Annotated in this window: 30 protein-coding genes; 14 read left to right on the top strand and 16 right to left on the bottom strand. The window is 43.9% G+C overall.

Going from position 1 to position 22,463, the window contains the following annotated elements; translation table 11 throughout:
* Nucleotides 1-14: 14 nt before the first annotated feature.
* From DCO17_RS02735 to DCO17_RS02750, 4 genes are read right to left on the bottom strand one after another with little or no spacing between them, the layout of a single operon-like run.
* On the bottom strand, nucleotides 15-1,112 hold the full coding sequence (locus tag DCO17_RS02735; RefSeq protein WP_173955278.1) for an amidohydrolase family protein: 1,098 nt from the start codon (nucleotides 1,110-1,112) through the stop codon (nucleotides 15-17).
* Between the two features lie 14 nt (nucleotides 1,113-1,126).
* On the bottom strand, nucleotides 1,127-1,879 hold the full coding sequence (locus tag DCO17_RS02740; RefSeq protein WP_173955279.1) for a molybdate ABC transporter substrate-binding protein: 753 nt from the start codon (nucleotides 1,877-1,879) through the stop codon (nucleotides 1,127-1,129).
* A gap of 13 nt (nucleotides 1,880-1,892) precedes the next feature.
* Nucleotides 1,893-2,984, bottom strand: a complete 1,092-nt coding sequence (locus tag DCO17_RS02745) for an NHL repeat-containing protein (RefSeq protein ID WP_173955280.1) — start codon at nucleotides 2,982-2,984, stop codon at nucleotides 1,893-1,895.
* Nucleotides 2,985-2,994: 10 nt separating this feature from the next.
* Nucleotides 2,995-3,603 (bottom strand): cupin domain-containing protein, encoded by a 609-nt coding sequence (locus tag DCO17_RS02750; protein WP_173955281.1) that lies wholly within the window; start codon nucleotides 3,601-3,603, stop codon nucleotides 2,995-2,997.
* A gap of 279 nt (nucleotides 3,604-3,882) precedes the next feature.
* On the opposite strand from DCO17_RS02750, the gene ttdA reads away from it, so the two are divergent.
* Both ttdA and ttdB read left to right on the top strand, forming a co-directional pair.
* Entirely contained in the window at nucleotides 3,883-4,782 is a 900-nt protein-coding gene (gene ttdA, locus DCO17_RS02755) for a L(+)-tartrate dehydratase subunit alpha (RefSeq protein ID WP_173956681.1), read from the top strand.
* Nucleotides 4,779-5,387, top strand: coding sequence for a L(+)-tartrate dehydratase subunit beta (ttdB, locus tag DCO17_RS02760; protein ID WP_173955282.1), 609 nt, complete (start codon nucleotides 4,779-4,781; stop codon nucleotides 5,385-5,387). Before ttdA ends, ttdB begins: the two co-directional genes overlap by 4 nt.
* Nucleotides 5,388-5,472: 85 nt before the next feature.
* On the opposite strand, the gene DCO17_RS02765 is transcribed toward ttdB, so the two are convergent.
* The gene (locus DCO17_RS02765; RefSeq protein ID WP_173955283.1) at nucleotides 5,473-5,745 is read right to left on the bottom strand and encodes a YMGG-like glycine zipper-containing protein; all 273 of its coding nucleotides are present in this window, start codon (nucleotides 5,743-5,745) and stop codon (nucleotides 5,473-5,475) included.
* Nucleotides 5,746-5,786: 41 nt separating this feature from the next.
* Nucleotides 5,787-6,167, bottom strand: a complete 381-nt coding sequence (locus tag DCO17_RS02770) for a Rap1a/Tai family immunity protein (protein WP_173955284.1) — start codon at nucleotides 6,165-6,167, stop codon at nucleotides 5,787-5,789.
* A 108-nt stretch (nucleotides 6,168-6,275) separates the two neighbouring features.
* Here DCO17_RS02770 and DCO17_RS02775 point away from each other — a divergent pair, with 108 nt between their 5' ends.
* Nucleotides 6,276-7,421 carry a DUF3300 domain-containing protein gene (locus DCO17_RS02775; protein WP_173955285.1) on the top strand — a complete coding sequence of 382 codons (1,146 nt, stop codon included), beginning with the start codon at nucleotides 6,276-6,278 and terminating at the stop codon, nucleotides 7,419-7,421.
* Between the two features lie 69 nt (nucleotides 7,422-7,490).
* Here DCO17_RS02775 and DCO17_RS02780 read toward each other — a convergent pair whose 3' ends face one another.
* The 7 genes from DCO17_RS02780 to DCO17_RS02810 all read right to left on the bottom strand — a co-directional run bounded on the left by DCO17_RS02780 (nucleotide 7,491) and on the right by DCO17_RS02810 (nucleotide 12,796).
* Nucleotides 7,491-9,098 (bottom strand): MFS transporter, encoded by a 1,608-nt coding sequence (locus DCO17_RS02780; protein WP_254598804.1) that lies wholly within the window; start codon nucleotides 9,096-9,098, stop codon nucleotides 7,491-7,493.
* Nucleotides 9,099-9,131: 33 nt separating this feature from the next.
* Nucleotides 9,132-9,572, bottom strand: a complete 441-nt coding sequence (locus DCO17_RS02785; RefSeq protein ID WP_173955286.1) for a hypothetical protein — start codon at nucleotides 9,570-9,572, stop codon at nucleotides 9,132-9,134.
* The gene (locus tag DCO17_RS02790) at nucleotides 9,569-10,372 is read right to left on the bottom strand and encodes an FAD:protein FMN transferase (RefSeq protein ID WP_173955287.1); all 804 of its coding nucleotides are present in this window, start codon (nucleotides 10,370-10,372) and stop codon (nucleotides 9,569-9,571) included. Before DCO17_RS02790 ends, DCO17_RS02785 begins: the two co-directional genes overlap by 4 nt.
* Nucleotides 10,369-10,911 (bottom strand): FMN-binding protein, encoded by a 543-nt coding sequence (locus DCO17_RS02795; protein ID WP_173955288.1) that lies wholly within the window; start codon nucleotides 10,909-10,911, stop codon nucleotides 10,369-10,371. Before DCO17_RS02795 ends, DCO17_RS02790 begins: the two co-directional genes overlap by 4 nt.
* Before the next feature lie 14 nt (nucleotides 10,912-10,925).
* Complete coding sequence (locus DCO17_RS02800; protein WP_173955289.1) at nucleotides 10,926-11,105, bottom strand: hypothetical protein; 180 nt, start codon at nucleotides 11,103-11,105, stop codon at nucleotides 10,926-10,928.
* A 32-nt stretch (nucleotides 11,106-11,137) separates the two neighbouring features.
* A complete protein-coding gene (locus DCO17_RS02805; RefSeq protein WP_173955290.1) occupies nucleotides 11,138-12,061 on the bottom strand; it encodes a DUF6662 family protein in 924 nt (307 codons plus the stop codon).
* A 132-nt stretch (nucleotides 12,062-12,193) separates the two neighbouring features.
* Nucleotides 12,194-12,796, bottom strand: a complete 603-nt coding sequence (locus DCO17_RS02810; protein WP_173955291.1) for a Crp/Fnr family transcriptional regulator — start codon at nucleotides 12,794-12,796, stop codon at nucleotides 12,194-12,196.
* A gap of 71 nt (nucleotides 12,797-12,867) precedes the next feature.
* Here DCO17_RS02810 and DCO17_RS02815 point away from each other — a divergent pair, with 71 nt between their 5' ends.
* From DCO17_RS02815 to DCO17_RS02840, 6 genes are all read left to right on the top strand, one after another.
* Entirely contained in the window at nucleotides 12,868-13,092 is a 225-nt protein-coding gene (locus DCO17_RS02815; RefSeq protein ID WP_173955292.1) for a YgaP family membrane protein, read from the top strand.
* Between the two features lie 20 nt (nucleotides 13,093-13,112).
* The gene (locus tag DCO17_RS02820) at nucleotides 13,113-13,460 is read left to right on the top strand and encodes a carboxymuconolactone decarboxylase family protein (protein WP_173955293.1); all 348 of its coding nucleotides are present in this window, start codon (nucleotides 13,113-13,115) and stop codon (nucleotides 13,458-13,460) included.
* The gene (locus DCO17_RS02825; protein ID WP_217425438.1) at nucleotides 13,460-14,008 is read left to right on the top strand and encodes a DUF6803 family protein; all 549 of its coding nucleotides are present in this window, start codon (nucleotides 13,460-13,462) and stop codon (nucleotides 14,006-14,008) included. Before DCO17_RS02820 ends, DCO17_RS02825 begins: the two co-directional genes overlap by 1 nt.
* A 77-nt stretch (nucleotides 14,009-14,085) precedes the next feature.
* Complete coding sequence (locus DCO17_RS02830; protein ID WP_173955294.1) at nucleotides 14,086-14,439, top strand: hypothetical protein; 354 nt, start codon at nucleotides 14,086-14,088, stop codon at nucleotides 14,437-14,439.
* A gap of 87 nt (nucleotides 14,440-14,526) precedes the next feature.
* Nucleotides 14,527-15,018 (top strand): peptidoglycan-associated lipoprotein Pal, encoded by a 492-nt coding sequence (pal, locus tag DCO17_RS02835; RefSeq protein ID WP_173955295.1) that lies wholly within the window; start codon nucleotides 14,527-14,529, stop codon nucleotides 15,016-15,018.
* A 17-nt stretch (nucleotides 15,019-15,035) separates the two neighbouring features.
* Entirely contained in the window at nucleotides 15,036-15,539 is a 504-nt protein-coding gene (locus DCO17_RS02840; protein ID WP_173955296.1) for a hypothetical protein, read from the top strand.
* Here the strand turns inward: DCO17_RS02840 and DCO17_RS02845 are convergent.
* Nucleotides 15,505-15,804, bottom strand: coding sequence for a hypothetical protein (locus tag DCO17_RS02845; protein ID WP_173955297.1), 300 nt, complete (start codon nucleotides 15,802-15,804; stop codon nucleotides 15,505-15,507). The two genes, DCO17_RS02840 and DCO17_RS02845, sit on opposite strands and share 35 nt — an antisense overlap.
* A gap of 69 nt (nucleotides 15,805-15,873) precedes the next feature.
* Between DCO17_RS02845 and DCO17_RS02850 the strand changes: the two genes are divergently transcribed.
* The 4 genes from DCO17_RS02850 (at nucleotide 15,874) to DCO17_RS02865 (ending at nucleotide 20,300) form a co-directional block, all read left to right on the top strand.
* Entirely contained in the window at nucleotides 15,874-16,062 is a 189-nt protein-coding gene (locus DCO17_RS02850; RefSeq protein ID WP_173955298.1) for a hypothetical protein, read from the top strand.
* A 75-nt stretch (nucleotides 16,063-16,137) separates the two neighbouring features.
* The gene (mgtA, locus tag DCO17_RS02855) at nucleotides 16,138-18,723 is read left to right on the top strand and encodes a magnesium-translocating P-type ATPase (RefSeq protein ID WP_173955299.1); all 2,586 of its coding nucleotides are present in this window, start codon (nucleotides 16,138-16,140) and stop codon (nucleotides 18,721-18,723) included.
* A gap of 191 nt (nucleotides 18,724-18,914) precedes the next feature.
* Complete coding sequence (locus DCO17_RS02860) at nucleotides 18,915-19,364, top strand: bactofilin family protein (protein ID WP_173955300.1); 450 nt, start codon at nucleotides 18,915-18,917, stop codon at nucleotides 19,362-19,364.
* Nucleotides 19,365-19,412: 48 nt separating this feature from the next.
* Complete coding sequence (locus tag DCO17_RS02865; protein ID WP_173955301.1) at nucleotides 19,413-20,300, top strand: hypothetical protein; 888 nt, start codon at nucleotides 19,413-19,415, stop codon at nucleotides 20,298-20,300.
* Between the two features lie 52 nt (nucleotides 20,301-20,352).
* Here DCO17_RS02865 and DCO17_RS02870 read toward each other — a convergent pair whose 3' ends face one another.
* Nucleotides 20,353-20,748, bottom strand: coding sequence for a bactofilin family protein (locus DCO17_RS02870; RefSeq protein WP_173955302.1), 396 nt, complete (start codon nucleotides 20,746-20,748; stop codon nucleotides 20,353-20,355).
* A 95-nt stretch (nucleotides 20,749-20,843) separates the two neighbouring features.
* Entirely contained in the window at nucleotides 20,844-21,176 is a 333-nt protein-coding gene (locus DCO17_RS02875) for a hypothetical protein (RefSeq protein ID WP_173955303.1), read from the bottom strand.
* Nucleotides 21,177-21,418: 242 nt separating this feature from the next.
* Here DCO17_RS02875 and DCO17_RS02880 point away from each other — a divergent pair, with 242 nt between their 5' ends.
* Nucleotides 21,419-22,444 carry a helix-turn-helix domain-containing protein gene (locus tag DCO17_RS02880; RefSeq protein WP_173955304.1) on the top strand — a complete coding sequence of 342 codons (1,026 nt, stop codon included), beginning with the start codon at nucleotides 21,419-21,421 and terminating at the stop codon, nucleotides 22,442-22,444.
* The last annotated feature ends 19 nt before the right edge of the window (nucleotides 22,445-22,463 follow it).

Consider the following 22,463-nt stretch of genomic DNA (forward strand, 5'->3'; position numbering starts at 1 on the left):
ACCTTAAACGTAAATTACGTTTTTAGATTCAATAATCTTGCAGCATTACCACCAAGAATTCCAATGCGATCGGCATTGCTTAATCCTTTAGTTGCCATGACGCGCTCAACTGGAAATTCTTCCCATGGAATAGGGTGATCAGTACCGATTACCACTTGGCTTGCACCCACCTGCGATACCAAATAAGCCAGAGCCTCTGGAGTAAATACCAGAGAATCAAAGTACAGTTGCTTTAGGTATTCAGAAGGTTTCTTTTTCAAAACAATATTGGGATCGCAATTTTGCGGGGAAACAAAGCAGCTGTGATCCATGCGAGGAGCATAAGACCCTAGAAAACCTCCACCATGTGCAGCCAAGATCTTTAGCTGTGGATATTTATCTAATACCCCTTCATAAATGAGGTGTTGCAAGGCGATTGTAGTGTCCAGTGGGTTGCCAATCACATTGGACATCCAGCCATTTCCTTTAAAGCGCTGCGCTAATTGTGGCGTGCTTTGAGGGTGGATAAATAGCGTCACATTCAGCTCTTGAGCTTTAGCGAGAACCGGATGGAATTTGGGATCCGAAAAGTCCTGGCCTAATACGCTACCGCCAATTGCTGCGCCACGAAGGCCTTGTTGTTTCACTGCGTACTCTAGTTGCTCTACAGCAAGATCTGGATACTGCATGCTAAGGGATGCAAAAGCGGCAAATTTATCAGGACGCAGGGCGCAAAGCTCGGCTAAATGTAAATTATTAAGGCGGCAAATTTCCGCGGAGGTTTCTTTATCCTTGCGATACCAATAGGGATTAATGCTCAATACCTGCATATCGATACCTTGTTCTTCCATGGCGCGTATGCGTTCATTAATCTTAATAAAGTGTTCTGGCACTCCTTTAGTTGGTGGAGGAACGGATTTTGCATCCTCGCCCATCAAATCAATCGCATCTTGAAACATGCAATGCGCATGCACATCAATTGTTTTTATTCGTTTGCCGTTAATAAATACTGGTGTTACCCGTTTTGGAAATACTTCTTTGGAGTCACTCGCATGAGCAAAGCCGCAGCCACAAAAAAATAGGCCCCCTAGAGCTTTTCCTGAAGTCTTTAGAAATGAGCGTCGCTGATTCATAAATATCCTTTCGTTTAGCGTACGGGGTTCATGCCACCATTTTTAATGGATTCTATGGCATTTTTTGAGCTTAAGTAATCAATTAATTTCTTTGCCTCTGATTCATGCGGTGATCCAACAACAATCGCGGCTGCGAAAGTTTGAATGAGTTGTAGGCTGTCTGGGATAGGCCCAACATAATCCACCCCAGGAATATTGACTAACTCGCTACTTGGTTGAACGGCAATGTTTGCGTTTTTAGCAGCCAGTATTGCTGTGGCATCAGATCCACGCTCTGTCACTTGAACAGAGATTTTGTTCGCAACGCCAAGCCGAGGAAATACATCTTGAACTAAATAAATTCCACTCGTGCTACCAGGCACAACAATCTTCTTTGCCTGTACTAAGCTGTCCGTAAAGCTCTTAACGGTGGAGATGTTGGGCCTTGGGTTGCCAGAGGGTATTGCAAGTCCGAGTGGCGCTTGCGCTAAATCCACATCGGAGCCCGCAAGAATTCTTTTTTGTTCCACTAGTTCGGCGAGACCCTCTCGAGACAGAATCACCACGTCAGCAGTGACTCCCGTCGCCAATTGAGCTTTAATGGTCTTGGATCCTGAGCCTTGCGATGCACCTGACTTGGTAACTACCTTAATGCCAGTAGTCTTCTCAAACTCGGGAAGCATTTGCTTGTAAGGCCCACTAAAGCCTCCCGAGATGATGACTTCAAGCTGTGCCATGGCTGGTGCAGAGAAAAAAAGGGTACTGAGGCATAAGAGAAAATATTTCATGAGTGAAGTTCATTTATTGAGTTCTTACAAATTTCTGGGCGCGTTTACCAGTATCCACTTCAGTGGTGTAGACGCTGCCATCCGAATCAACGGCGATGTTGTGCACCCAATGAAATTGACCGGCATTACGACCATTTCTGCCAAATGAACCTACTTTTTGCCCGGTCTCACGAACTAGCACAGTGACTTCATTATTTGTGCCGTCGGCAATCAGAATGTATTTCTGACTAGCATCGGATGGAATGAGATCCCATACTGATCCCGAACCCTTAGTTTCAGTTTCAAAAGCCATCTCACGAATGAACTTGCCATTTTTTTCAAATACCTGAATACGATTGTTGGCGCGATCGCAGACAAATAAGGTGTTGTCCTTCATCAGGCGAACACAATGTACAGGATTCGCGAACTGAGAAGAGCTTGGATTAAAGTTCGCCATTTTTTCATCGCTAGGTACATTTCCATAGGCGCCCCAATGTCGTTTGTAGGCGCCAGTATTGGAATCAAAGACAATGACGCGTTTATTTAGATAGCCATCAGCAATATAAATTTCATTAGCTACAGGGTCTACGTTCATGTGCGCAGGACGACCCAATTGAGTGGTGTCATTACTACCTAAGCTTGCACCAGGTGATCCAATTTGTAGCAGGAATTTACCTTGCTGGGTAAATTTCAAAATCATGTGATCGGATTGATCGTTGCCCCCGAGCCAAACATAGCCATTTGGATCTATATAAATGCCATGTTCATTTTTGGGCCAGTTATATCCAGAACCAGGACCGCCCCATGCCTGTAATAAATTACCTTGTTTATCAAATTCCAAAACAGGTGGTGCTGGTACGCAGCACTTTGATCTTTTGGGATTTAATGTCGCCCCTTTTTCATCATCGGTAATTGTTCCAGGGCGATGAATAATCCAGATGTGATCATTTTTGTCTGTAGCGACACCAGCAACCTGGCCTAAGATCCAATTATTTGGCAAAGCTTTTGGCCATGATGCATCCACTTTGTACTGTGGAGCTTTAGATGCCGGAGTATTTTGAGCAAGAGCAGAGAATCCAGTGAATAAGAAAGCAAATACAGCAATGCAATGAGCAATACGTTTCATGCCATTCTCCTTATCGGCTGGCGGGTTTTGATAGGTAATTCAATGACTGTGCTTCGCTCTTGAGTGGCGTCACCTTATCTGGGTCAAAGCGAATCATGAGGTAGTTGATGTGATCTGGAATCTCAGTAAACCAGTGACCAGTTCCTGCTGGAATAACCACAACATCACCAGGCTGAAGTTTTCTTGATATGCCATTTTGAATTTCGCTGCTATTGTTTCCTGGACCATTAAATTCAACAACGGTTCTCTGGGTAGCAGGTCTACGTTGACGATTGGTGATGTCAGGACCGAGCACGAGCGTGCCTGATCCAGAGATAATGTGATAGACCTCGCTGATTTGATCATGTTCGGCAACAGAGTCTGGGTTTGGTGCATCTAGTTTGCCGCGATAGACCATGCCAATGCCTACTCGTGCTTTGCCAATATCAATATCACGAACTTGTTGATCAATATGGCCTTCTTGAATTGCTTTTTTGGTGTACGCATTTAGTTCATCAACTGGTATGAACGTGCCGGGACACATATAGCAAGTTGGTTGTGGATCCGTTGGATTCACTTTTGCTTGCGCAAAGATCAGGCTAGAAATAAATAGCAATGCGATACCGATAAGGTATTTCATGTTGTCTCCTAGTTTTTGTAATAGTTTTGGAAAGCTTACATTGAAACTTTCCCTCAAATTCAAAAACACTGGGTTATCCCCTAGGGAGGGATTGGATTGGGTGGGTCAGCGCCCAACCAAAGAGGTCCGAACAAGTTCCAAAGCCCATATGTACGCTAGCTTAGGCATCTTTCTAAACTTACTGATAAGCTTGCTATTGAGACATAAAACCATGAAAACGGTTCAATAATTAAAAGTATTCACAAAAAGGAGTGGTTCGTGAATAAACAAACTTCAGCAGTGGATAAAGAAGCGGCGGTAGCTGGCATTACTCAGGTGCTGTCCAAGTTCACATCCTATATTGGCAAGCGACTGCCGACGGATGTCACAACGAAATTAGGGGAGTTACGCAGCAAGGAAGTGAACTTCTTAGCAAAAGAAGTTTTCGATTCCATGCGTGAAAACCAAGAGCTGGCAGACAAGCTGGATCGCCCGAGTTGCCAGGATACTGGCGTCATTCAGTACTTCTTACAAGCGGGCTCAAACTTTCCACTTTTGGGTGAATTAGAAGATATTTTGCTCAATGCCACTAAGGGCGCTACTAAAGAAGGCCCATTGCGTCACAACGCAGTGGAAACCTTTGACGAGAAAAATACCGGAACTAATACAGGATCAAAGATTCCATGGTTGGATTGGGAAATTATTCCTGGTGCTGATTACTGCATCGTAGATGTCTATATGGCGGGCGGTGGCTGCACTTTGCCTGGTGCTGCAAAGGTATTAATGCCAGGTCAAGGATATGAGGGTGTAGCGGAGTTTGTATTTGATGTCATCACCTCGCGAGGTGTGAATGCATGTCCTCCATTGTTGGTTGGAGTGGGTGTATCTACTTCGGCAGAAACCGCAGCGCGTCTCTCCAAGAAAGCAATCTTGCGTCCAGTGACATCTAGTCACCCGAATGAGAATGCGGCGATGATGGAAGAGTTGCTGACTGAAGGTTTAAATGAGCTAGGACTTGGGCCACAAGGATTAACTGGCGCAAACAGCGTGATGGGTGTCAATATTGAATCCTCAGCGCGTCATCCATCTACGATCGGAGTGGCGGTATCTACAGGCTGTTGGGCACACCGTCGCGGCAAGATCAAGATTAATGCCGATATGTCTTATGAAGTCATTTCTCATGAAGGATTCAAGCTGTGAAGAAGATTCTACAAACGCCTATTAAAGACGAAGATTTAGAGGCTCTCAATATTGGTGATGTGGTCTATCTCACGGGTACATTAGTGACATGTCGAGATGTGGCGCACCGTCGTTTAATTGAACTGGGTCGTGAACTGCCTGTAAACCTAAAGGGTGGCGCGATATTTCATGCGGGACCAATTGTTCGCCAGAAAGAAGATGGCGAATACGAGATGGTATCGATTGGACCAACTACCTCCATGCGCATGGAAAAGTTTGAAAAAGAATTTATCAAACAAACTGGCGTGAAGTTAATTGTCGGTAAAGGCGGCATGGGCATTGAGACTCAAGAGGGCTGCGCGGAGAATAAAGCCGTACACGCAATTTTCCCAGGCGGTTGCGCCGTGTTGGCTGCAACTAAGGTGGAAAAGATTGAGGATGCCCAATGGAAAGATTTGGGAATGCCTGAAACTCTATGGGTAAACCGTGTAAAAGAGTTTGGCCCCTTAATCATCTCGATTGATACAAAAGGCAAGAACTTGATTGAAGAAAACAAAAAAGTCTTCAATGCTAAGAAGGGTCCAATTCTCAGCAAGATTAATGAAAAGATTCGTTTCATTAAGTAAGGCTGCTATCTAAAAGTAGGAGTCAGAAAGCAAAAAAGCCAACCTTTCGGTTGGCTTTTTTATCGCCTCTATTGGCGAGTATTGCTTAGTTACCAGAATTCTTGCCAGCGTTGTAACCAGCGTTGTATTCAGAAGCTTGATTCTTTTTGTAAGCGTCATAAGCATAGCCTGAAGCTGCGCCAACCGCTGCGCCACCAACTGCGCCCCAAATTGGGTTGCCATGGAAAATCGCCGCGCCAACGCCACCTGCAACCGCGCCAATTGAAGCGCCAGACAAAGTGCGTTGTTCTGTATTGCTCATATTGGAGCAGCCAGCAATGGCTACGGTAGCAGCTGTGATTGCAATAATTTTTTTCATGATCGTATTCCGTTTAGGTAATAAGGTAATTTATTTAGAGATTACTTCTTGGCGCAAGGGAAGCGCATAGACAGGAAGCTCAGGAATGTGCCAGCAGCTGGATCATTTGCCAACATTGGAGCTGTCTGTGAAATAAACTGAACGTAATCCGCAATCACTTCATCACGCTTTGGCGCTGGTTGCTTTACGCAAATTGTGTTCTTTGCACGTTGTGGATGACGAGTAGCCAAATAGGTGTCGTAAATTGCGGTAGTGTAGCCAATGCAGTAGCTGCGAGAGTCTGGACTAGCTGGTAATTTGCAGTGGTTAACCAATTCTTGTGCGCTTAATACAGGAATCTTTTGATCAGCGTTAGCGTTGAATGTGAGTGCGGCAGCACAAATAGCTGAAGCGGCTGCTAGGGTAAATGAGAGTTTTTTCATGGATTTTCCTCTATAAAGTGTGGTTAAAATCTTATCACGAGCAGGGTTTGTAGCAACAAAAAACCAACGCTTTATCGATTGCTTCTCACCGAATTTATTAGGGATAGTATGAAACCATCAAAAAAACAGTTAGCCCCGCGTTTGTTAGCCTCATTGCTTTCAATTGCAGTAATGGCGCCAATGTCGCCTACTTATGTATTTGCGCAACCTGCTAGCCAAAGCAATGCGCCTCTTTCCCAACAGCAATTAAGCGCCCTGGTGGCGCCAATTGCTTTGTATCCAGATCCTTTGGTGTCGCAAATATTGATGGCCTCTACTTATCCTTTGGAAGTAGGCGAAGCTGCCACTTGGCAGAAACAAAATTCTCGTTTGACAGGTTCTGCGTTAGATAATGCTTTGCAATCTCAGTCTTGGGATCCGAGCGTTAAATCTTTAGTGAGCTTTCCACAAGCCTTGCAAATGATGGGCTCAGATCTCAGTTGGACACAAAAGTTGGGCGATGCGGTTTTGTCTCAGCAGTCTGATGTCATGGCTGCTATCCAAGCAATGCGCACAAAAGCAAAGCAAGCGGGTAACCTAAGCTCCACACCGCAACAAACAGTTAGTACTTCTGGTCAGACGATCATTATTCAGCCTGCAAATCCACAAGTGGTTTATGTGCCAACTTATAACCCCTCAGTGGTTTATGGTCCATGGCCTTACCCGGCTTATCCGCCGCCACCTCCTTACTATCCTCCTGGATATGTAGCGGGTACAGCTTTGCTCTCATTTGGTGTTGGCATGGCAGTAGGTGCAGCCATGTTTGGTGGCATGCACTGGGGTGGCGGCGGTTCTATTACCGTCAACAACAACACATTTAACAACTTCAATAGAACGACTGCAAATGGAAACTACCGTGCAGGCTCATTTGCCTCTGGAGATAAGTGGCAATTCAATCCTCAGCATCGCGGCAATGTGCCTTACTCAAACTCTGCTTTACAGAATAAGTATGGCAAGTTGAGTGGTCAAGCCTCTAATCAGGAGCGCAATCAAGAACGACAACAGCTTCAACAGAATCTCAATAAGAATGGTTTAAGTGGTGAGCGCAGTGGCGCGGAAAACCGTGAACCAAATAGAGATCCTTCAAGATCGGGTGGCAATCGCAATGAGCGGGAAGCTCCACGTGAAAATACTCGTGAGCCTCAGCGTGAACCGGAGAGATTTGGTGGCGAGCGTGAGGGTGGTGGCGAGCGCATGGGTGGCTTTAGAAGATGAGCTCAGATAAAAGCAGATAAACATCTGCGGTGGAGCTAAAAACCTTCACCCGAAACGGTGGAGGTTTTTTTATTGCTTCAATTGAGCAGCAATACGTCTAGTCAACTTGGGTGGACTAGAGTCAATATGAAAGCGGTGGCGCTCTTCTTGCATGGCTAAGTCATCAGCCGTGAATCGATCAAATCGCCTTAGGTAATCTGCCCAAGTTTCAAAGACAAAATATTCCAGAAATTTTCCAGCGTGCTCGGCATCTTCAAACAAGCTCCATGAGAGCGCCCCTTGCTTTAATCGCGAGCGTCTTGTTTTCCCCATTAGTTTTCTGAAAAGCTCTGCCTGTTCATGATGAATTTGATATTCGACAGAGATCATGACGGGGCCTTCATCGAGATCTATATCTCTAGAGGGGTGAGGGCGCTCAATCGGACATACTGGACTCAGATCTTCTGCTTCGTGTCCATGAATGCGATGCTTGCGTATTAATAGCAAGGCGATGATGCCAAAAATAGCGCTGGCGATAACACCTGTAGTTACATCGGTGGAGTTGGTGATCTTGCCCCAAACGAATGCCCCTAATGCGCTACCTCCCATAAGACTCATTTGGTAGAAGGACATGCCACGCGCGCGAATCCAGTTTGGCAATGAGAGTTGTGATGAAGTACTTAAGGTATTGCCAACACTAAACCACGACATACCACTCAATATCATGATGGGTGCCGCATACCAAAGGTTGGGTGCTAGAACCACACCTGCGGAGCTGATAGAAAGAAAAATAATTCCATAGCTCGCCATTTGTTGTGGTGTGAATTTATCCCTTAAGTAATGCAGTTGTGACCCAATGACAATTGCTCCAAAACCAAGGCAAGAAAGCAGTAGGGTAAAAGTATTCGCATCGCCATTGAAATGAGACTTTGCGATCACCGGCAGCAGGGCTAGCAAGCTAGAGGATTGCATGTAAAACAAGAACGAACGAATCAAAATCGAGCGCATCGGTTTTGATTGGCGAATATATTGCGCACCGACGCGCATGGCGCCAAAGAATCGTTCGCCTGGTAAGGTTGAGATGTAACTCTCATTCTTCCAGCGCAAGACAATGACGCTCATGGCTAAAGACAAAACCATATTCAGCGCAAATACATACTCCGTACCAATGCCTGCGATGATGAATCCAGCAATCAAAGGCCCCAGAATGCGTGAAGCATTCATGGCGATGGAATTTAAGCCTAGAGCCAAGTGAAGGGTGTCGCGAGGAACCAGATCAGGAACAATCGCTGCATATACAGGCCAACGCATTGCTAGGCCAACCCCATTAATAAATGTCAGCAGTAGTAAAAAGATTGGGTCTAGGAGATTAAACACCGAAGACAAAAACAATAGAGTGGCATTGATGGCAAGCCAGGCTTGTGTAAACACGAGGAAATGCTTACGATTCAGAATATCGGCAAGGGCTCCGCTAGGTAGACCAAATAGAAGGACAGGTAAGTTGGCCGCAGTTTGAACTAGGGCAATCAAGGTTGCCGAGTTCGTTAAGGATGTCATCATCCAGGCGGCAGCAACATCGTTGGTATACATGCACACATTGGCTACTAGCCATGTGGTCCAGAGTGCTCGAAAAACTGGAATTCTGAGAGGCGCCAACCAAACAGGTAATTTGGATGGCGGAAGGGAATGCATGCTCATTACCCAATTATTACTCAGAGTGTTATTTGTTGTCTAAGGAGATGAGGATGGGGTCGAAGCCCCAATTGACCTAGTAATTCCATGGAAGATAAAGATTGCGAAGAAGATTAATCCCAGAGTCCAGTGCGTTATTCCACTACCTTGATGAAGTTCTTCTGGGCCGTAGTAAAGGAGCATTGCCGTAATAATCAGAATTGCCAAGAAAATTAGCTGTGAGATTCCGCTGATCAGATTTTTCTTGGCCTTAAGGCCGGCCTTGATATGAAAGGGCAGTACTGTACCAAATGCAATTAAAGCAATTGCCGCAGAAACGCCATGCATGATGAGCACTGTTCTATCGCCAAGCAGCGCGCGTGAAATGTGAAACTCATGGCCGAGTAAAAAAGCGATGCCTGATAAGGAGCAAACGCATAGAACGCTAATCGTGAACCAACGTTGCCAGTTTGGCATCTTACCTAAGCCATGTTTCTTCATAGAGCAATCCCAATAGCTTGCGCTGAATGCTTCTGAAAACAGGGGTGGGCATTATCTTTGCTAATAGCAAAGACCTTTGTTAGGGCATCTGCATAAATGCATTCAGGTGCAATGACTGTATAAGACTCGGTAAATTCAATTTGCTCCATCGTTTGGGGGTTAACGATATGCCCTTGATTGGGTCTGGAGTTATCGCGGTAGTAGAGTCCACTACTAGCCATAGCGCCATTCTCGAGTGACCCCAGCGAAATTAATTCACTGGGATTGCTAGGGTTGCGTACTTGAATTTTCTGAGAGGTATTTCCAAAAACCCGTAAATCACCGCCAGCATTTACATAGCCAGTTGTAACTCCGCATTCTTGTAGCGCCTCGACTGCTTTGTCGACAGCAAATCCTTTGGCAATACCACCAAGATCTAGGGTAAGCGGGGTAATTGAAGAGACTAGATTCGGCTCAGTGAGCACGAGATCCATGATGCTATCGCAGGATATACCCACGCGTTCGGAGTGCTTTGGCAGTAAACCGGAGTCAACTAACTTTCTGCCAACGCCACAGTCAAATATGCCATTTGTGCTTTCACATAATTCCTTGGCGATGTGAAGAACTTGATAAGTCCACTCATGCACTTTAATTTGCTCTAAGTGAGCACGAGCATTGATTTGGGATAGTTCGCTATTAGGGTTATGAAACACCATTAAGTCTTGAATTAATTGAATAGCTGCAAATGCCTGATCAATCGCTTTATCAGTATCGGCGGAGATCTCAACATAAGTCCCCAAGAGTGGTTTGCAACGAATCATTTGGACTTAGGTTTCAATGCTAATTCGTACATCACCATTACTCTCTTGACGCCATCAGTTAAGTGCTTGCAAGAGAGGGTTGCACCAGAAATATTCTGAATATCCTTCTTGAGTTTCAAAGGATCTTCCGCAGTTTTGCCAACAAATTGCTTGCGCCAACTATCTTCAGCTACTTCGTAACCATATGACTCAACATATTCCATAATCTCGATGCCTTGCACTGTGCCGTTTGGGGCAATGCCAACTGCGTAAGTAATCATTTCATGTTTGCCAACCACTTCATCTACGATGAAATAGCTTCCATCGGCTGCTTTCCAGGTTCTGTCGCCTTTAAAAGGGTGTCTCACACTGGAGGCTGATTGCATTTTGTCCTGGATATCCTCGCTTAATACGATGGGGTATTTGGTAAATTGCTTATTAGGAAAGATCAATTTCTGCGCTTGTTCGGCGGAGACGTAAATCTTTGCGTGTGCATAGATGGGTGCGCCCACTAGAGTAATGCCTGTGATTGCAATAAGCGGATTGGGATTCCATTTCATAGGATTGATCTTTATTAATGTGACAAGAATTCATTCGCCTCATAACAAAGCGTTTGTATTTCTTTATTGCTAGATTTCGCATTGGATAAGGCGTCAAACATCATCAACGCTCTTTCTCTTGCGGTAGGACATTGTGTAGTTTGAAACTTCAATAGATAGGTCATCGCACCAATCAGTAGATTCTGAATTTCCATGACATTTCTCCAGGAATAAAATTGGATGAACCTTAGTTCAGTGGGAATCCCACTTTGACAATGAATTCATTTTTGGTGTGGCCATCCCAGACACGGTTGCCCCAACAATCGCCCGCACCAGTGTTGTGACATGTGCCGCCAGGTAGTTGATAGCGCCAAGCTACTGTTACCCACCAATCCTTTTCTGCATAGTGGACATTAGGGCCTACAAAGATGGCATTTTGCGTAGGGCTTTGCCACATATAGCCGTAAAAGTCATTATGGAAACGAGCCTCAAGGCCTGCTGAGAGCTTGGGTATAAAGCGATAGCTTGCGCCCACAAGAAGATCGACTTGAGATTCTTGTAATAAGAAACCATTGGATTTCAGTTGTTCTTGTTCAGCGACTATATTTGCGGCCAGTATTAATCGATCATCGATAAAGTTTGATTGCAAGAGCAGTCGGTACTCGAGCGCATTTGCATTGCGACCTACGGTAGGTTCGAAGTACACACCAACACCAATGGGAGAAGTGATTGGGTCGGCAATTCTGTAAATGGCTTCAAGCGATCCACCATCTAATCCTGTTTGACTATAGCTAGAGGCGCCAGAGGAGGTTACCCATTGCGGAACTCCAGCACCAGCCGTACATGGCGTAGCACCACATAAATCTGGGTTCAGGTAATTATTTTTGGCAGTGACTTTATAGGCGTTTAAATAACCAGCGAGTTGAAAGTCGTCGGTAACGCCATATTCAATTTCTGTTCTCGAATACCAAGACTGATATGTTCCAGTTGCCTGTCCCTGATTTAACTGTAGACGTTGCTCAAATTCTGCTTTTCCCTTGGGTTGAAGATCGAGCGTGTAGATCCAGCCGAAATTGCCTTCACCTGCCTGAGCCATGGAGAAGTGGAATAGGGTTGCTAAGACTAGGGCGAAGAAAAGTAGGCTTTTAGCGCCTAATTTTGTGGTTTTCATATTGCTACACTTAATATTAATGAGAATCGTTATCATTAATATACCACAAATGAGAATTATTCCTATTTAAAATAAGAAGAAGTCAGCCAACACCCATAAAGGCGTTGAAACACATTCAATTATTTGATGAACTTAATTCCGAATTAGTTCTAGTGAATCTGGGTGTCTAACTAAGAGACCTTCTTTTTCTAGAGTGGAGATGGCACGGTAGAGTGCTTCATGCGTTACGCCAATTTCTGATGCCATAGATTTCAAATCCGATTGCAGGTGAAGGGTGCCCGCTTTGCCATCAGTTTCAATAAGATGAATAAGTTTACTTTTGATGTCTTTCATACCTAGACGCTCAGACTGCGTTCGCAGGCGCATGATTTCTTTACTGAGCAATTGAACCCACTTCAATGAGAAGTTGCTATCCATTAGCGCCTTTCTCAATGAATGAATTGGTAAAGTGATGGACAACCCAGAGTGGGTCGCAATGGCATCACAGTGATAAACATCGGTTAGCAGACTGGCTTCACTTACAAACCCACCCTTACATCTTTGTAGGGTGATAGGTTCGCCGTGTTTATTTGCCCTTGTCAAAATAACCTCGCCTGAAACGATGAAGAACATGTAATCCGGCTTTTTCCCTTGGTGAAAAAGATGATCACCTTTATTAAATGAGCGACTGTGGCACTCGCTTAATAGCTCTTTTGGAAGAAGGTTCTTTAGAAGATCGGGTATGTACAGGTCCATATGATTTAGATCATACGCCCTTTGGCAATTTTGGCTAATAATAAAAACGTAGAAATCAATAGGAGGTTTATATGAAATGCAATGTTGGTGGTATCGATCGTGTTTTGCGTATTGCTGTTGGTTTAGTCTTGGTTGCCTTGGCGGCAAGCAATGTGATTGGCATATGGGGTTGGGTCGGAATCGTTCCGCTTGCAACAGGCCTATTTAGATTCTGTCCTTTGTATCCAGTCTTGGGAATTAATTCTTGCGGTACTGGTACCGGATCTAGTTGTGGCGGCGGCGGTTGCTGCAAATAATTGCTTAATGGAGAGCCTAAATGCCAAAAGACTATAAACAAATTACCCGTGATATTTCTTCATCTTTGGTCAAGTTGAGAGCTGAGGCTCCAGAGGTCATGAAGGGGTTTAGTGATTTAGCAGCTGCCGCAACGAAAGATGGGGTTTTGGATAAAAAGACCAAGGAGCTAATTGCTTTGGCATTAGGTGTGGCCGCAAGATGCGACGGTTGTTTGGGATTTCATACTCAGGCTTTAGCAAAATTAGGGGCTAGCAAACAAGAGGTTGTTGAAACCTTGGGAATGGCAATTTATATGGGTGGCGGACCATCACTCATGTATGCAGCAGATGCGATGAGCGCCTTTGAGCAGGCGCAAGGAGTTCAATAATGAATATGACCCACTATATGGAGTTGCTTGCTGTTAATCAGCCTTGGAACTTAATCATCTTTATGGCGATACCGGTTGTATTGGCTGAGACATTGGCAATAACTGAGTTGTATTTATTGTTTACTCGAAAGTTCGGTGGTGCGATTTACTATCTAAATCGCTTTGCTGGAGCAGTAGTGGGTCTCTATTTCATTGGCATCATTTACTACATCATTAGTAATGCAATCATCCCAATCACCAAGGCAGGTGAGTGGCGTACTGCGATTGATATAGTTGCTGTCGGTAGTTACGTCATTGCAGGATTACCTTTGGTATGGATTTCATTGCAAGAACTTGGCTTAGTCAACAAGGCTTTAGATCAAATGAGTAAGCTCAAGATTCATGCTATTTGTGTAGCTTTGTTCTTGGTATTTGGTCATATTGCGATGATTGCTGGCATGCTTGATCCTGGACTGCTTGGTTATCAAAACCCTCATCAGATGATGGGTAATGGTCAAGAAGTGCCTATGAAAGAAATGCCGATGGGCAATGCAGCACATATGCACTAATAATGCACTGTAGGCATTGAGCTAGAGAAAACGACAAAAATAGTAAAACCAAGAGAATTGGGTTTAGAATTCGCCTCATGTTGCTGCGTCGTAAAACATTCCCGTTATTGCTGTGCCTTTTCCTGATTGCATTTAAGGTCGCAGCCTCCAGTATCTTTGTTCAGGCCGCCATTGAACGCGCGGAATTAGCAGGCGATTACAGCAGTATCGTTGCTATGCAAATGAATCCAGAGACTAGCGATACATCGGATGACAATGGTAAGGTGCACACCATGAACTTGATGAGCCATGTCACAGCCAATATCTCAAATTCTGAAATCGCTATTTGCCAGCCTCAGGTAAGATCTATTCAGTATTTCGTAGCTGACAAAGTACTTCTCACTCAAAATTTCCCAGACGCGGAATTTAAACCTCCCAAAATAAATACCTAAATCCATTTAGGCTGACGAGCTCAGAGGCTGAGTCCGTATTCATGTTGTTGCGCCATGTAAGTGTGGCCATGTTTGGGAAATATATCCATGTTTAAATTCGTAAAAGTGTTGTCATTGGCATTACTCGTTTTGTTAGCTTCTGCTTGCAGTAGTGTGAAATTAGATGACAGCAACTCTGTTGCTACAGTCAATGCAGGTGGGTCATCAGGGTATGACCCTATTAGCGATCCAAAGTCTAGCGTCTATGGCAAACGATCGATTTATTTTGAGTTCGATAGTTACACCATTGATCCTAAATATGCTTCAGTGATTTCAGCGCATGCGGGATATCTGAAGGCGTTTCAAAAGCAAAAAGCTTCTGTCATTATTCAAGGCAATACGGATGATAGGGGTACCGCAGAGTATAACTTAGCATTGGGACAGCGCCGTTCAGAAGCAGTCAAAAAGGCTCTCATGAATCAAGGTGTTAGCGAATCTCAGCTTGAGGCTGTGAGCTTCGGTAAAGAAAAGCCTGTAAATCCGGCACAAACTGAAGCAGCGTTTAAAGAGAATCGGCGCGCTGATTTCGTCTATCAATAGGCGAACGGAGACTGCAAATGAAAAAGTTATACATATTCAGTTGTGTAGGGCTAATGATGCTTACCGCTTGTGCGAGCAACCCAATAGCAAATAATCTAGTTCAAGTTGCTAAGGCACCAACACCCATTCATTCTGAATCGGTTTCAAAGCGCCTCAACGCTTGTATTGTTCGTAGCAATCAAAGTGCTGATGCTTTGTTGGTGGACAGCCAGATTATTGCTGTTACCAGAAACAATCCTCATGCCAAAAGCTTATTTAGCTCACCCGATAAGTTAACTGACCAACAAGCTCAGGCATTAACGAACTATTTGGCTGAAGCAAATGCCTGTAGGCCAATTGCTCTTGAGGGCGTCAACCCAGAAATGACGGCTGTCTATCAGGATTTCTTCAAGCGTATAGATGCTGTGTATGCGGATTTGATTGCCAGAAAAATCACTATTGGTGTAGCTAATCAAGAGCGGCAGCTGCTGATACAAGATGCGCATCTCAAGCGCGTTGCCATTCAGACAAAAAGCAAATAAGGAGGCGAGCAATGCCAAGATACAAATTCGCCTGCCGATCTTGCAAGTTTGAGTGCGTTAGCAGCATAGGTAAAGAGGTTGGGCCATATTCTTCAAAAGTGGCAATGGTTTGTAAGAGCTGTTCCACTATTGATGAATACACTTTGGCGCTTCCCGGAAGCATCAATTCTGAAATCAGCAAAATACCTGTTTGTAAGCATTGCTCATCAAGCGCCCACTTAATAGAGTGGGATGGCTTGACGTGTCCGCATTGCAATAAGAGCATGAGGGCCTTGGGCGCGGATATCGATGCAGAGAAACCATATAAGCATTGGTAGGGGTATGATCAACTCATATGACAAATGCGAACTCTCAAAAAACGCCCGCTCAGTCTACTCAAGAGAGTGGGGCCGTAGAAAGCCAGAAAGAGCTTGCGACTGATCAGGTATCTAACGCACAGGATTCGAATAGAGCCAAAAAGGCGCTTAGCAAGCGAGAAATTATGGAGCAACTATCCCGTGAACGTTTCCCTTGGGATGAATGATCTAGCTTATCGGACATTATGGATTGGATGTCACCAATCTATTTACTTGCCCTGAGCTAAGAATAGAATGAAAGGATGAGTGACCGCATCCTGCATCAACCCTCAGATATTCAGCAATTGGCTTTGGCTGATTTGCAGTCGCTTTATCAACGATTTCAATCTTCCGAGCAAGGCTTAACCCAGGTTCAGTGGCGTAGCAACCTCAATCGGTACGGCAAGAACCAGTTACCTATTGAAACAGGGGAGTGGGTTGCATTACGTTTCTTGCGTAGTTTTCTTTCTCCGCTTTCGTTACTGCTGATAGCTCTTTCTATGCTTTCCTATCTAACAGGCGAGCATAGCGGTGCATTGATGATCGCCATCATGGTCTTTTTGTCCACAATTTTGACATTTACCCAAGAATACAAATCAAATAATGCTGCTAAAAAGCTAATTGCAATGGTTAGCGCAAAGACTCAGGTTATTCGTGATGGTGTCGAGCTTGAGGTTGATTTAAAAGATTTAGTGCCTGGAGATGTAGTTCATCTATCGGTTGGCGATATGATCCCGGCCGATGTGCGATTGATCAGCAGCAAAGATTTATTTATTAACCAAGCCTCTCTTACGGGCGAATCTCTGCCTACGGAAAAATTATCTACTTGCTTAAATTCGCAAATAAGTTCTCCCTATGATTGGAGCAATCTTGCATTTATGGGAAGTTATGTGGTTTCTGGAATGGGAAGTGCCTTAGTTGTTCGAACTGGGCAGGGAAGTTTCTTCGGTCAATTGGCACAGGAAACTACAAAGCAGGTAAAGCAATCTACTTTTGATAAAGGAATTAATCAATTTACTTGGCTCATGATTCGCATCATGTTATTCATGATTCCGACAGTCTTTTTGATCAATGGCTTGATCAAGGGCGATTGGATGGAGGCCGCGCTTTTTGCTATCGCCGTTGGCGTTGGGCTTGCTCCTGAAATGTTGCCAATGTTGGTTACAGTTAATTTAGCAAAAGGCGCAATCTCACTCTCAAAGAGAAAAGTCATCGTCAAGCGCTTAAATGCTGTCCAAAATTTGGGTGCAATGAATATTCTTTGCACGGATAAAACAGGAACATTGACGCAAAACGAGATTATTTTAGAAAAACATATTGATGTTGATGGTCAAGATAGCGTCCAAGTGCTCGACTACGCCTATCTCAATAGCCATTATCAAACAGGGCTTAAGAATTTAATGGATGTCGCCATCCTAAAACATGTCGATGTTCATGAAAAATTACATGATGACAATACCTATCAAAAGATAGATGAGATTCCATTTGATTTTGAGCGTCGACGCTTATCTGTGGTGGTGCGTAAAAATAATGAACGCGATATTTTGATTTGCAAAGGTGCAGTGGAGGAGATTTTTTCTTGTTGTCAGTACGCGGAAAGCAATGGGCAAAAAATCCCCTTAACACCAGAACATCTCGCCAATTTAAAAACGGTTGTTGCGGACCTCAATGAAGATGGCTTTCGGGTAATAGCAATCGCGGTGCGAGAAGATGCGGCATCACAAAAGCCCTATAGCACTACTGACGAGAGTGATTTAGTATTGTTGGGCTATGTCGCATTTTTAGATCCACCAAAAGAATCCGCTAAGGCTGCCATTGAATCCTTGCAAGCAAGCGGTGTGCAAATCAAAATTTTGACCGGTGATAATGAGATCATTAGCCGCAAGGTTTGTCATGAAGTGGGGCTGCCGATTCGTGATGTGATGTTGGGCGCAGAGGTAGATGCATTAAGTGATGAGCAACTCGCTGCTAGGGCAATGAATGTCCAAATCTTTGCGAAGATGACGCCTCAACAAAAGGCTAGGGTGATTCGCTTGCTGAGAGGTGAAGGCCGTGTGGTTGGCTATATGGGCGACGGCATTAATGATGGCCCAGCCTTAAAGACAGCCGATGTCAGCATCTCGGTAGATTCTGCGGTGGATATCGCAAAAGAATCGGCTGACATCATTTTGTTAGAGAAAAGCTTGCTGGTTATATATCAAGGCGTACTTGAAGGGCGGCGAGTTTTTGGCAATCTCATGAAGTATTTGAAGATGTCCGCTAGTTCCAATTTTGGCAACATGTTCAGCATGCTGGGTGCCAGCGCTTTATTACCCTTCCTACCAATGGCGCCAGTGCAAATACTGTTAAATAATTTGCTCTACGATTTCTCGCAAACTGCAGTACCTACGGATGCAGTCGATTCCGAGTACTTATCTCAACCGCGGGAATGGAATATAAAAGGATTGGCTCGTTTTATTTTTTGCATTGGCCCAATTAGTTCCATTTTTGACTACTTAACATTTGGATTGCTATGGTTTTATGTCAAAGCCAATTCTTTAGAGTTGTCACCCATATTTCAAACAGGTTGGTTTGTAGAATCTCTTTTATCCCAAACACTAATCGTCTATGTGATTCGTACAGGCAAGATCCCATTTATAGAGAGCAAGCCTAGCTTGCCTTTGGTTCTCATGACTTTATCCGTTTGCACGCTTGGCGTCTTTTTGCCCTATCTTGCTATTGGGCACTATTTTCAGATGGTGCCATTACCCGAAATATATTGGATTGGTCTTATTTTCTTGGTTCCCTGTTATTTAATTCTGACTCAGTTAGTTAAGACGTGGGTTATCAAGCATTCAGGAGTTCTATAGGCAGATGGGCGCGAATATCATTTAATTTAGCGCTTAGAGTAGGTAAAGACTGAAAAACGTTAGTTTTTACTAACTTTTTATTTTTTCTGCTTTTTTGGGCGGAGAAATGGAGCTAGAATTGATGCCCCTGACTAGATTTAAGTCACGTTTCAGATATACGGAACCGTTTAGAGACTGAAAGTTATCAAGATATGTTGTTCAAGAAATCTCAATCAATCAAATTTTTGCAACCCACAATGGAGTCCTTTGAGACTATTGTTGGTCCAGCTACTGAAGTGCATGGAAGATTAGTTGCTAATGAAAGCTTGCGCATTGATGGTAGCGTCATTGGAAACATCGAAGCGCGTCAAGGTAAGAATGTCAGCATTGCATTGGGGCGTACAGGCGTAGTGCAAGGTGATATTTATGCATTTAGGGTATTGGTTGCCGGCCGGGTAGAGGGAAATATTTATGCGGTTGAGCGAGTAGAACTACATGAAGGTGCTGAGGTTCGCGGCGATATTACTTACGGTCAGCTCGGCATTGAACATGGGGCTAAGTTGAATGGATTGATGATTTCTAGAAATGGCGAAGAGCCAGAGGGCATAGTTGATTCATCCGCAGTATTTCAGGCAAATTGGGCTAAGATAAAAAGTCGCTAAGAATAGTCTTTATTAGGTTTCAGTGTTTTAGCTAAAAGATAAGAATATATGGCCTTATTTAATTTGGGATCGTCCGCTCCTCAGTATATGGAGCAGGTATTGTTTGATGAAACGGTATATAAATTTTATCGACTACGTCATCAGTATGAAGATTTCCAAAGTTTTTGGCATGCAAAAACAAATTCTGGAGGCGTGGAAGTTCGTTTAGTGGATAGTCTATTGGCCAACGCAAGCAAGTATCCTAAAGACGAGTCATTGCGAGCGCAGCTCTCCGAGGCATGTTTAGAAATTGAAAAATATTGGAATAAGAAATTTGGCAGTAGTCCCGAGTCACTTCTTATTTTTAGTAACATCTACTCTCAGGCGGAAGAGGCGTTAATTAAGTCTGAAGCTCAGGCAGTTGATGCTAGGCAGTCTGACGCCCATATCAACACAGGCGCAAGAGTGGAAACCTGCATGAGAAATCTCTATAAATATGAGATCCAAATTCAACAATTAAAGCCAATACGTTTTGATGATCAAACAAAAATCCACTTTTATTTAGATGGCCTAAATGAAACGCTGAGCTCTAGCTACAAATATAGCGGTAGCGTACTCAAGGTCCTAGAGCAAGATTCCTACATACAAAATGAGGATGTGACTTGGGGTAGGTGGACTTTATTTCGCGATTCAACCGGTTACTCTGATGTTTGGATTGTCAAGATTCAGAATGGCAGGGCGGAAGTATTTAGTGCGGTAGAAAAACTAAATCAAGATACCTATAAGCTTGATGAGTCAATCAGAGGTATTCATTTTGATTCAGAGATATTTAAAGCGATTGATAAGACACAAGTCACTGCGTTTGATAATTCAGAATTTAATTTGAGCCCCCCAAGCTATTTTCAGATGCTTGCGATGCTAAACGTAACGGGGGAGAAGCCCTTTGAAAGTTGCTAAATATCTAGCAGCAATCAAAGGTTTTATGCGGAAGTATTTCTATGCTTCGGTATTACTCGTTATTTGAGTAATCAGAGCTTGATCCGTAGGATGGGGTAGATGAATAGGCAGGAGAGTGACTAGACTCAATTACTCTTAGCTCGCCGCTTAACTTTGCGCCCTTTTCAACGCTCATCTCCGCGTATTGTGTTAATCCAGTAATTTTTGCGCTAGATTTGATGTTGAGGTGATTGGTAACGTGTAAGCCTTGGGTTACTTCGCCACGAATCTCGACAACTTCCGCGTTAATTCTTCCATTCACAATTCCAGTGGTATCTACCAATACTTCTTTGGTATTGAGTTCGCCCTCAACGAGGCCTGCTACTACTGCCATTTCGGGAACTTCGAAAGTGCCTTTAACAACGACGCCTTCACCTACGAAAAGTGAGCCTTTTGGATTGTTGTCCATATTTTTTCCTAATTTGTTGATTTTGATAAATCATATCGCATTGGAGCGCAACCACATTTTTATTTTTAAAAGCCTTAATGCACAAATATAGTGCATTAATTGTCTGTATTTTGTGGTTTAGATTTAATTGGTGTTGGGGTGGCTAGCTCGGAAAACTGGTCCTTTAGTTTACTAAGAGAGATAATTTTTGATTCTATAAGTGGTAATTGGCGTTGCAGAGCCTGTAGTTTTTCTCGGTATGTGGCCTCAATTTCATCCAATTCTTTTCGAGTAATGACGCCACCCATCTCCTTGGTCATCTCAGGACTGAACCGAATTGCCACTCTAAAGCCAAGAAAATGTATCCCGATGCCAATAAAGATGAAGATGCTGAACGACAAAATAGCTAGCTTAATCAAGGTCCTACCCGTGATTTTTATTTGCTTCATTGTTGAAGTAGATCCTGAGATCCAGATCAGTTGCATCTGATTTTTACCTTTATTTACTAGCTAAGATTGCGGTAGTCGCAATTTTGGACATCTTTGCTTTAAAAGTAAAGTTAAGGTGCCAATTTAGGGGGATTGATCGCTATTTGATGCTAATATTGCGCAAAATAACAATATTTATAAGAAATTAGACAAATAACCCGCATCATGTTTCTTACCGCGCCACTTAACTATTAAATTTGGTTATGACCCAAACTCGTTTACCTGAAATTATTGGCTCTGCACTTAAAGCTGCTAGAGAAAAGAGGGGTATGGAGCGTGGCGAGTTGGCAACGCAATGCTGCCTTTCTAGCAAAATGATTTTGGAGTTAGAGGAGGGGGGCAGCAGCTCTTTCTACAATTTTCAACTCAAACTATCTACTGCAAAGCGAGTTGGGACGTTTCTAGGTTTGGCACCTACGGATTACCTTGAGCAACCAGTTGCAATAGTTGCGACGGTTACACCTGTTTCTGAAGTGGAAAATTCGTCAGATGCAAATGATGCACAAGCTTCGCAAGACAGTGTGTCAGTCAAGGATGATGCAAAGCCCGCGGAAATCAGCGCCCCGTCTAAGACGGTTGTTGATGAGGGCGAGCAGTTGGATGATTTAATTTATGAAAGCACCCACTCAGGAACATCGCTGCCTTATATCGCTGCGCGTTCGACACCATTTGCTTTTAAGAAGCTGGGGCTTGCATTAGGCATATTGATTGTCATGGGCGCACTCTATGGCGTAGGAAATAAATTTCAAGTTTCTAGTGCAGTCTTAGCATTCGTGGATAGTTTTGGGGCTAAGAAAGTAGAGCAGCAAGAGTCTCCTAGCGAGAGTGCATCGCAAGAACCGCAGCAAGCGGTCGCTGAAGATGGCGTTTCTGAGAAAGCTCCGGTAAAGCCTGAATTAGTTGCTAATGCAGCACCATCCCAGATTCAATGTCCGCAAGTGCGCGATGATCAGCTGCCAATTTATAAATCTCCCAACCCATCCAAATTGGGGGATGCGGTGAATATTAAAACCTTGGTGAAGCAATCTATATGTGTTGCCGATGGTCAGGGCAGAAACACTTCGGTGGATTTAGAGCCGAATACCGCCCATTCCTTTAGAGGGGTATCGCCCTTTGTTATCTCGGCGCAAGATTTGGACAATGTGGAAATGTATTATCAGGGTTGGAGGGTGAGACCTCCTAGTTCGGGATTGAAGCAAATGAAATTAGTCGAAGTTGCGATGCAGTGAAGTGACTTTTCTGAAGGTA

Origin of the sequence: Polynucleobacter tropicus (assembly GCF_013307225.1) — a bacterium.
GTDB lineage: Bacteria > Pseudomonadota > Gammaproteobacteria > Burkholderiales > Burkholderiaceae > Polynucleobacter > Polynucleobacter tropicus.

What these genes read in the sequence shown, in the direction of transcription:
- DCO17_RS02735 (WP_173955278.1), bottom strand. Translation starts at nt 1,112, where the DNA reads ATGAATCAGCGACGCTCATTTCTAAAGACTTCAGGAAAAGCTCTAGGG.
- DCO17_RS02740 (WP_173955279.1), bottom strand. Translation starts at nt 1,879, where the DNA reads ATGAAATATTTTCTCTTATGCCTCAGTACCCTTTTTTTCTCTGCACCA.
- DCO17_RS02745 (WP_173955280.1), bottom strand. Translation starts at nt 2,984, where the DNA reads ATGAAACGTATTGCTCATTGCATTGCTGTATTTGCTTTCTTATTCACT.
- DCO17_RS02750 (WP_173955281.1), bottom strand. Translation starts at nt 3,603, where the DNA reads ATGAAATACCTTATCGGTATCGCATTGCTATTTATTTCTAGCCTGATC.
- DCO17_RS02765 (WP_173955283.1), bottom strand. Translation starts at nt 5,745, where the DNA reads ATGAAAAAAATTATTGCAATCACAGCTGCTACCGTAGCCATTGCTGGC.
- DCO17_RS02770 (WP_173955284.1), bottom strand. Translation starts at nt 6,167, where the DNA reads ATGAAAAAACTCTCATTTACCCTAGCAGCCGCTTCAGCTATTTGTGCT.
- DCO17_RS02775 (WP_173955285.1), top strand. Translation starts at nt 6,276, where the DNA reads ATGAAACCATCAAAAAAACAGTTAGCCCCGCGTTTGTTAGCCTCATTG.
- DCO17_RS02780 (WP_254598804.1), bottom strand. Translation starts at nt 9,098, where the DNA reads ATGAGCATGCATTCCCTTCCGCCATCCAAATTACCTGTTTGGTTGGCG.
- DCO17_RS02785 (WP_173955286.1), bottom strand. Translation starts at nt 9,572, where the DNA reads ATGAAGAAACATGGCTTAGGTAAGATGCCAAACTGGCAACGTTGGTTC.
- DCO17_RS02790 (WP_173955287.1), bottom strand. Translation starts at nt 10,372, where the DNA reads ATGATTCGTTGCAAACCACTCTTGGGGACTTATGTTGAGATCTCCGCC.
- DCO17_RS02795 (WP_173955288.1), bottom strand. Translation starts at nt 10,911, where the DNA reads ATGAAATGGAATCCCAATCCGCTTATTGCAATCACAGGCATTACTCTA.
- DCO17_RS02800 (WP_173955289.1), bottom strand. Translation starts at nt 11,105, where the DNA reads ATGGAAATTCAGAATCTACTGATTGGTGCGATGACCTATCTATTGAAG.
- DCO17_RS02805 (WP_173955290.1), bottom strand. Translation starts at nt 12,061, where the DNA reads ATGAAAACCACAAAATTAGGCGCTAAAAGCCTACTTTTCTTCGCCCTA.
- DCO17_RS02810 (WP_173955291.1), bottom strand. Translation starts at nt 12,796, where the DNA reads ATGGACCTGTACATACCCGATCTTCTAAAGAACCTTCTTCCAAAAGAG.
- DCO17_RS02815 (WP_173955292.1), top strand. Translation starts at nt 12,868, where the DNA reads ATGAAATGCAATGTTGGTGGTATCGATCGTGTTTTGCGTATTGCTGTT.
- DCO17_RS02820 (WP_173955293.1), top strand. Translation starts at nt 13,113, where the DNA reads ATGCCAAAAGACTATAAACAAATTACCCGTGATATTTCTTCATCTTTG.
- DCO17_RS02825 (WP_217425438.1), top strand. Translation starts at nt 13,460, where the DNA reads ATGAATATGACCCACTATATGGAGTTGCTTGCTGTTAATCAGCCTTGG.
- DCO17_RS02830 (WP_173955294.1), top strand. Translation starts at nt 14,086, where the DNA reads ATGTTGCTGCGTCGTAAAACATTCCCGTTATTGCTGTGCCTTTTCCTG.
- pal (WP_173955295.1), top strand. Translation starts at nt 14,527, where the DNA reads ATGTTTAAATTCGTAAAAGTGTTGTCATTGGCATTACTCGTTTTGTTA.
- DCO17_RS02840 (WP_173955296.1), top strand. Translation starts at nt 15,036, where the DNA reads ATGAAAAAGTTATACATATTCAGTTGTGTAGGGCTAATGATGCTTACC.
- DCO17_RS02845 (WP_173955297.1), bottom strand. Translation starts at nt 15,804, where the DNA reads ATGCTCTTATTGCAATGCGGACACGTCAAGCCATCCCACTCTATTAAG.
- DCO17_RS02850 (WP_173955298.1), top strand. Translation starts at nt 15,874, where the DNA reads ATGACAAATGCGAACTCTCAAAAAACGCCCGCTCAGTCTACTCAAGAG.
- mgtA (WP_173955299.1), top strand. Translation starts at nt 16,138, where the DNA reads ATGAGTGACCGCATCCTGCATCAACCCTCAGATATTCAGCAATTGGCT.
- DCO17_RS02860 (WP_173955300.1), top strand. Translation starts at nt 18,915, where the DNA reads ATGTTGTTCAAGAAATCTCAATCAATCAAATTTTTGCAACCCACAATG.
- DCO17_RS02865 (WP_173955301.1), top strand. Translation starts at nt 19,413, where the DNA reads ATGGCCTTATTTAATTTGGGATCGTCCGCTCCTCAGTATATGGAGCAG.
- DCO17_RS02870 (WP_173955302.1), bottom strand. Translation starts at nt 20,748, where the DNA reads ATGGACAACAATCCAAAAGGCTCACTTTTCGTAGGTGAAGGCGTCGTT.
- DCO17_RS02875 (WP_173955303.1), bottom strand. Translation starts at nt 21,176, where the DNA reads ATGAAGCAAATAAAAATCACGGGTAGGACCTTGATTAAGCTAGCTATT.
- DCO17_RS02880 (WP_173955304.1), top strand. Translation starts at nt 21,419, where the DNA reads ATGACCCAAACTCGTTTACCTGAAATTATTGGCTCTGCACTTAAAGCT.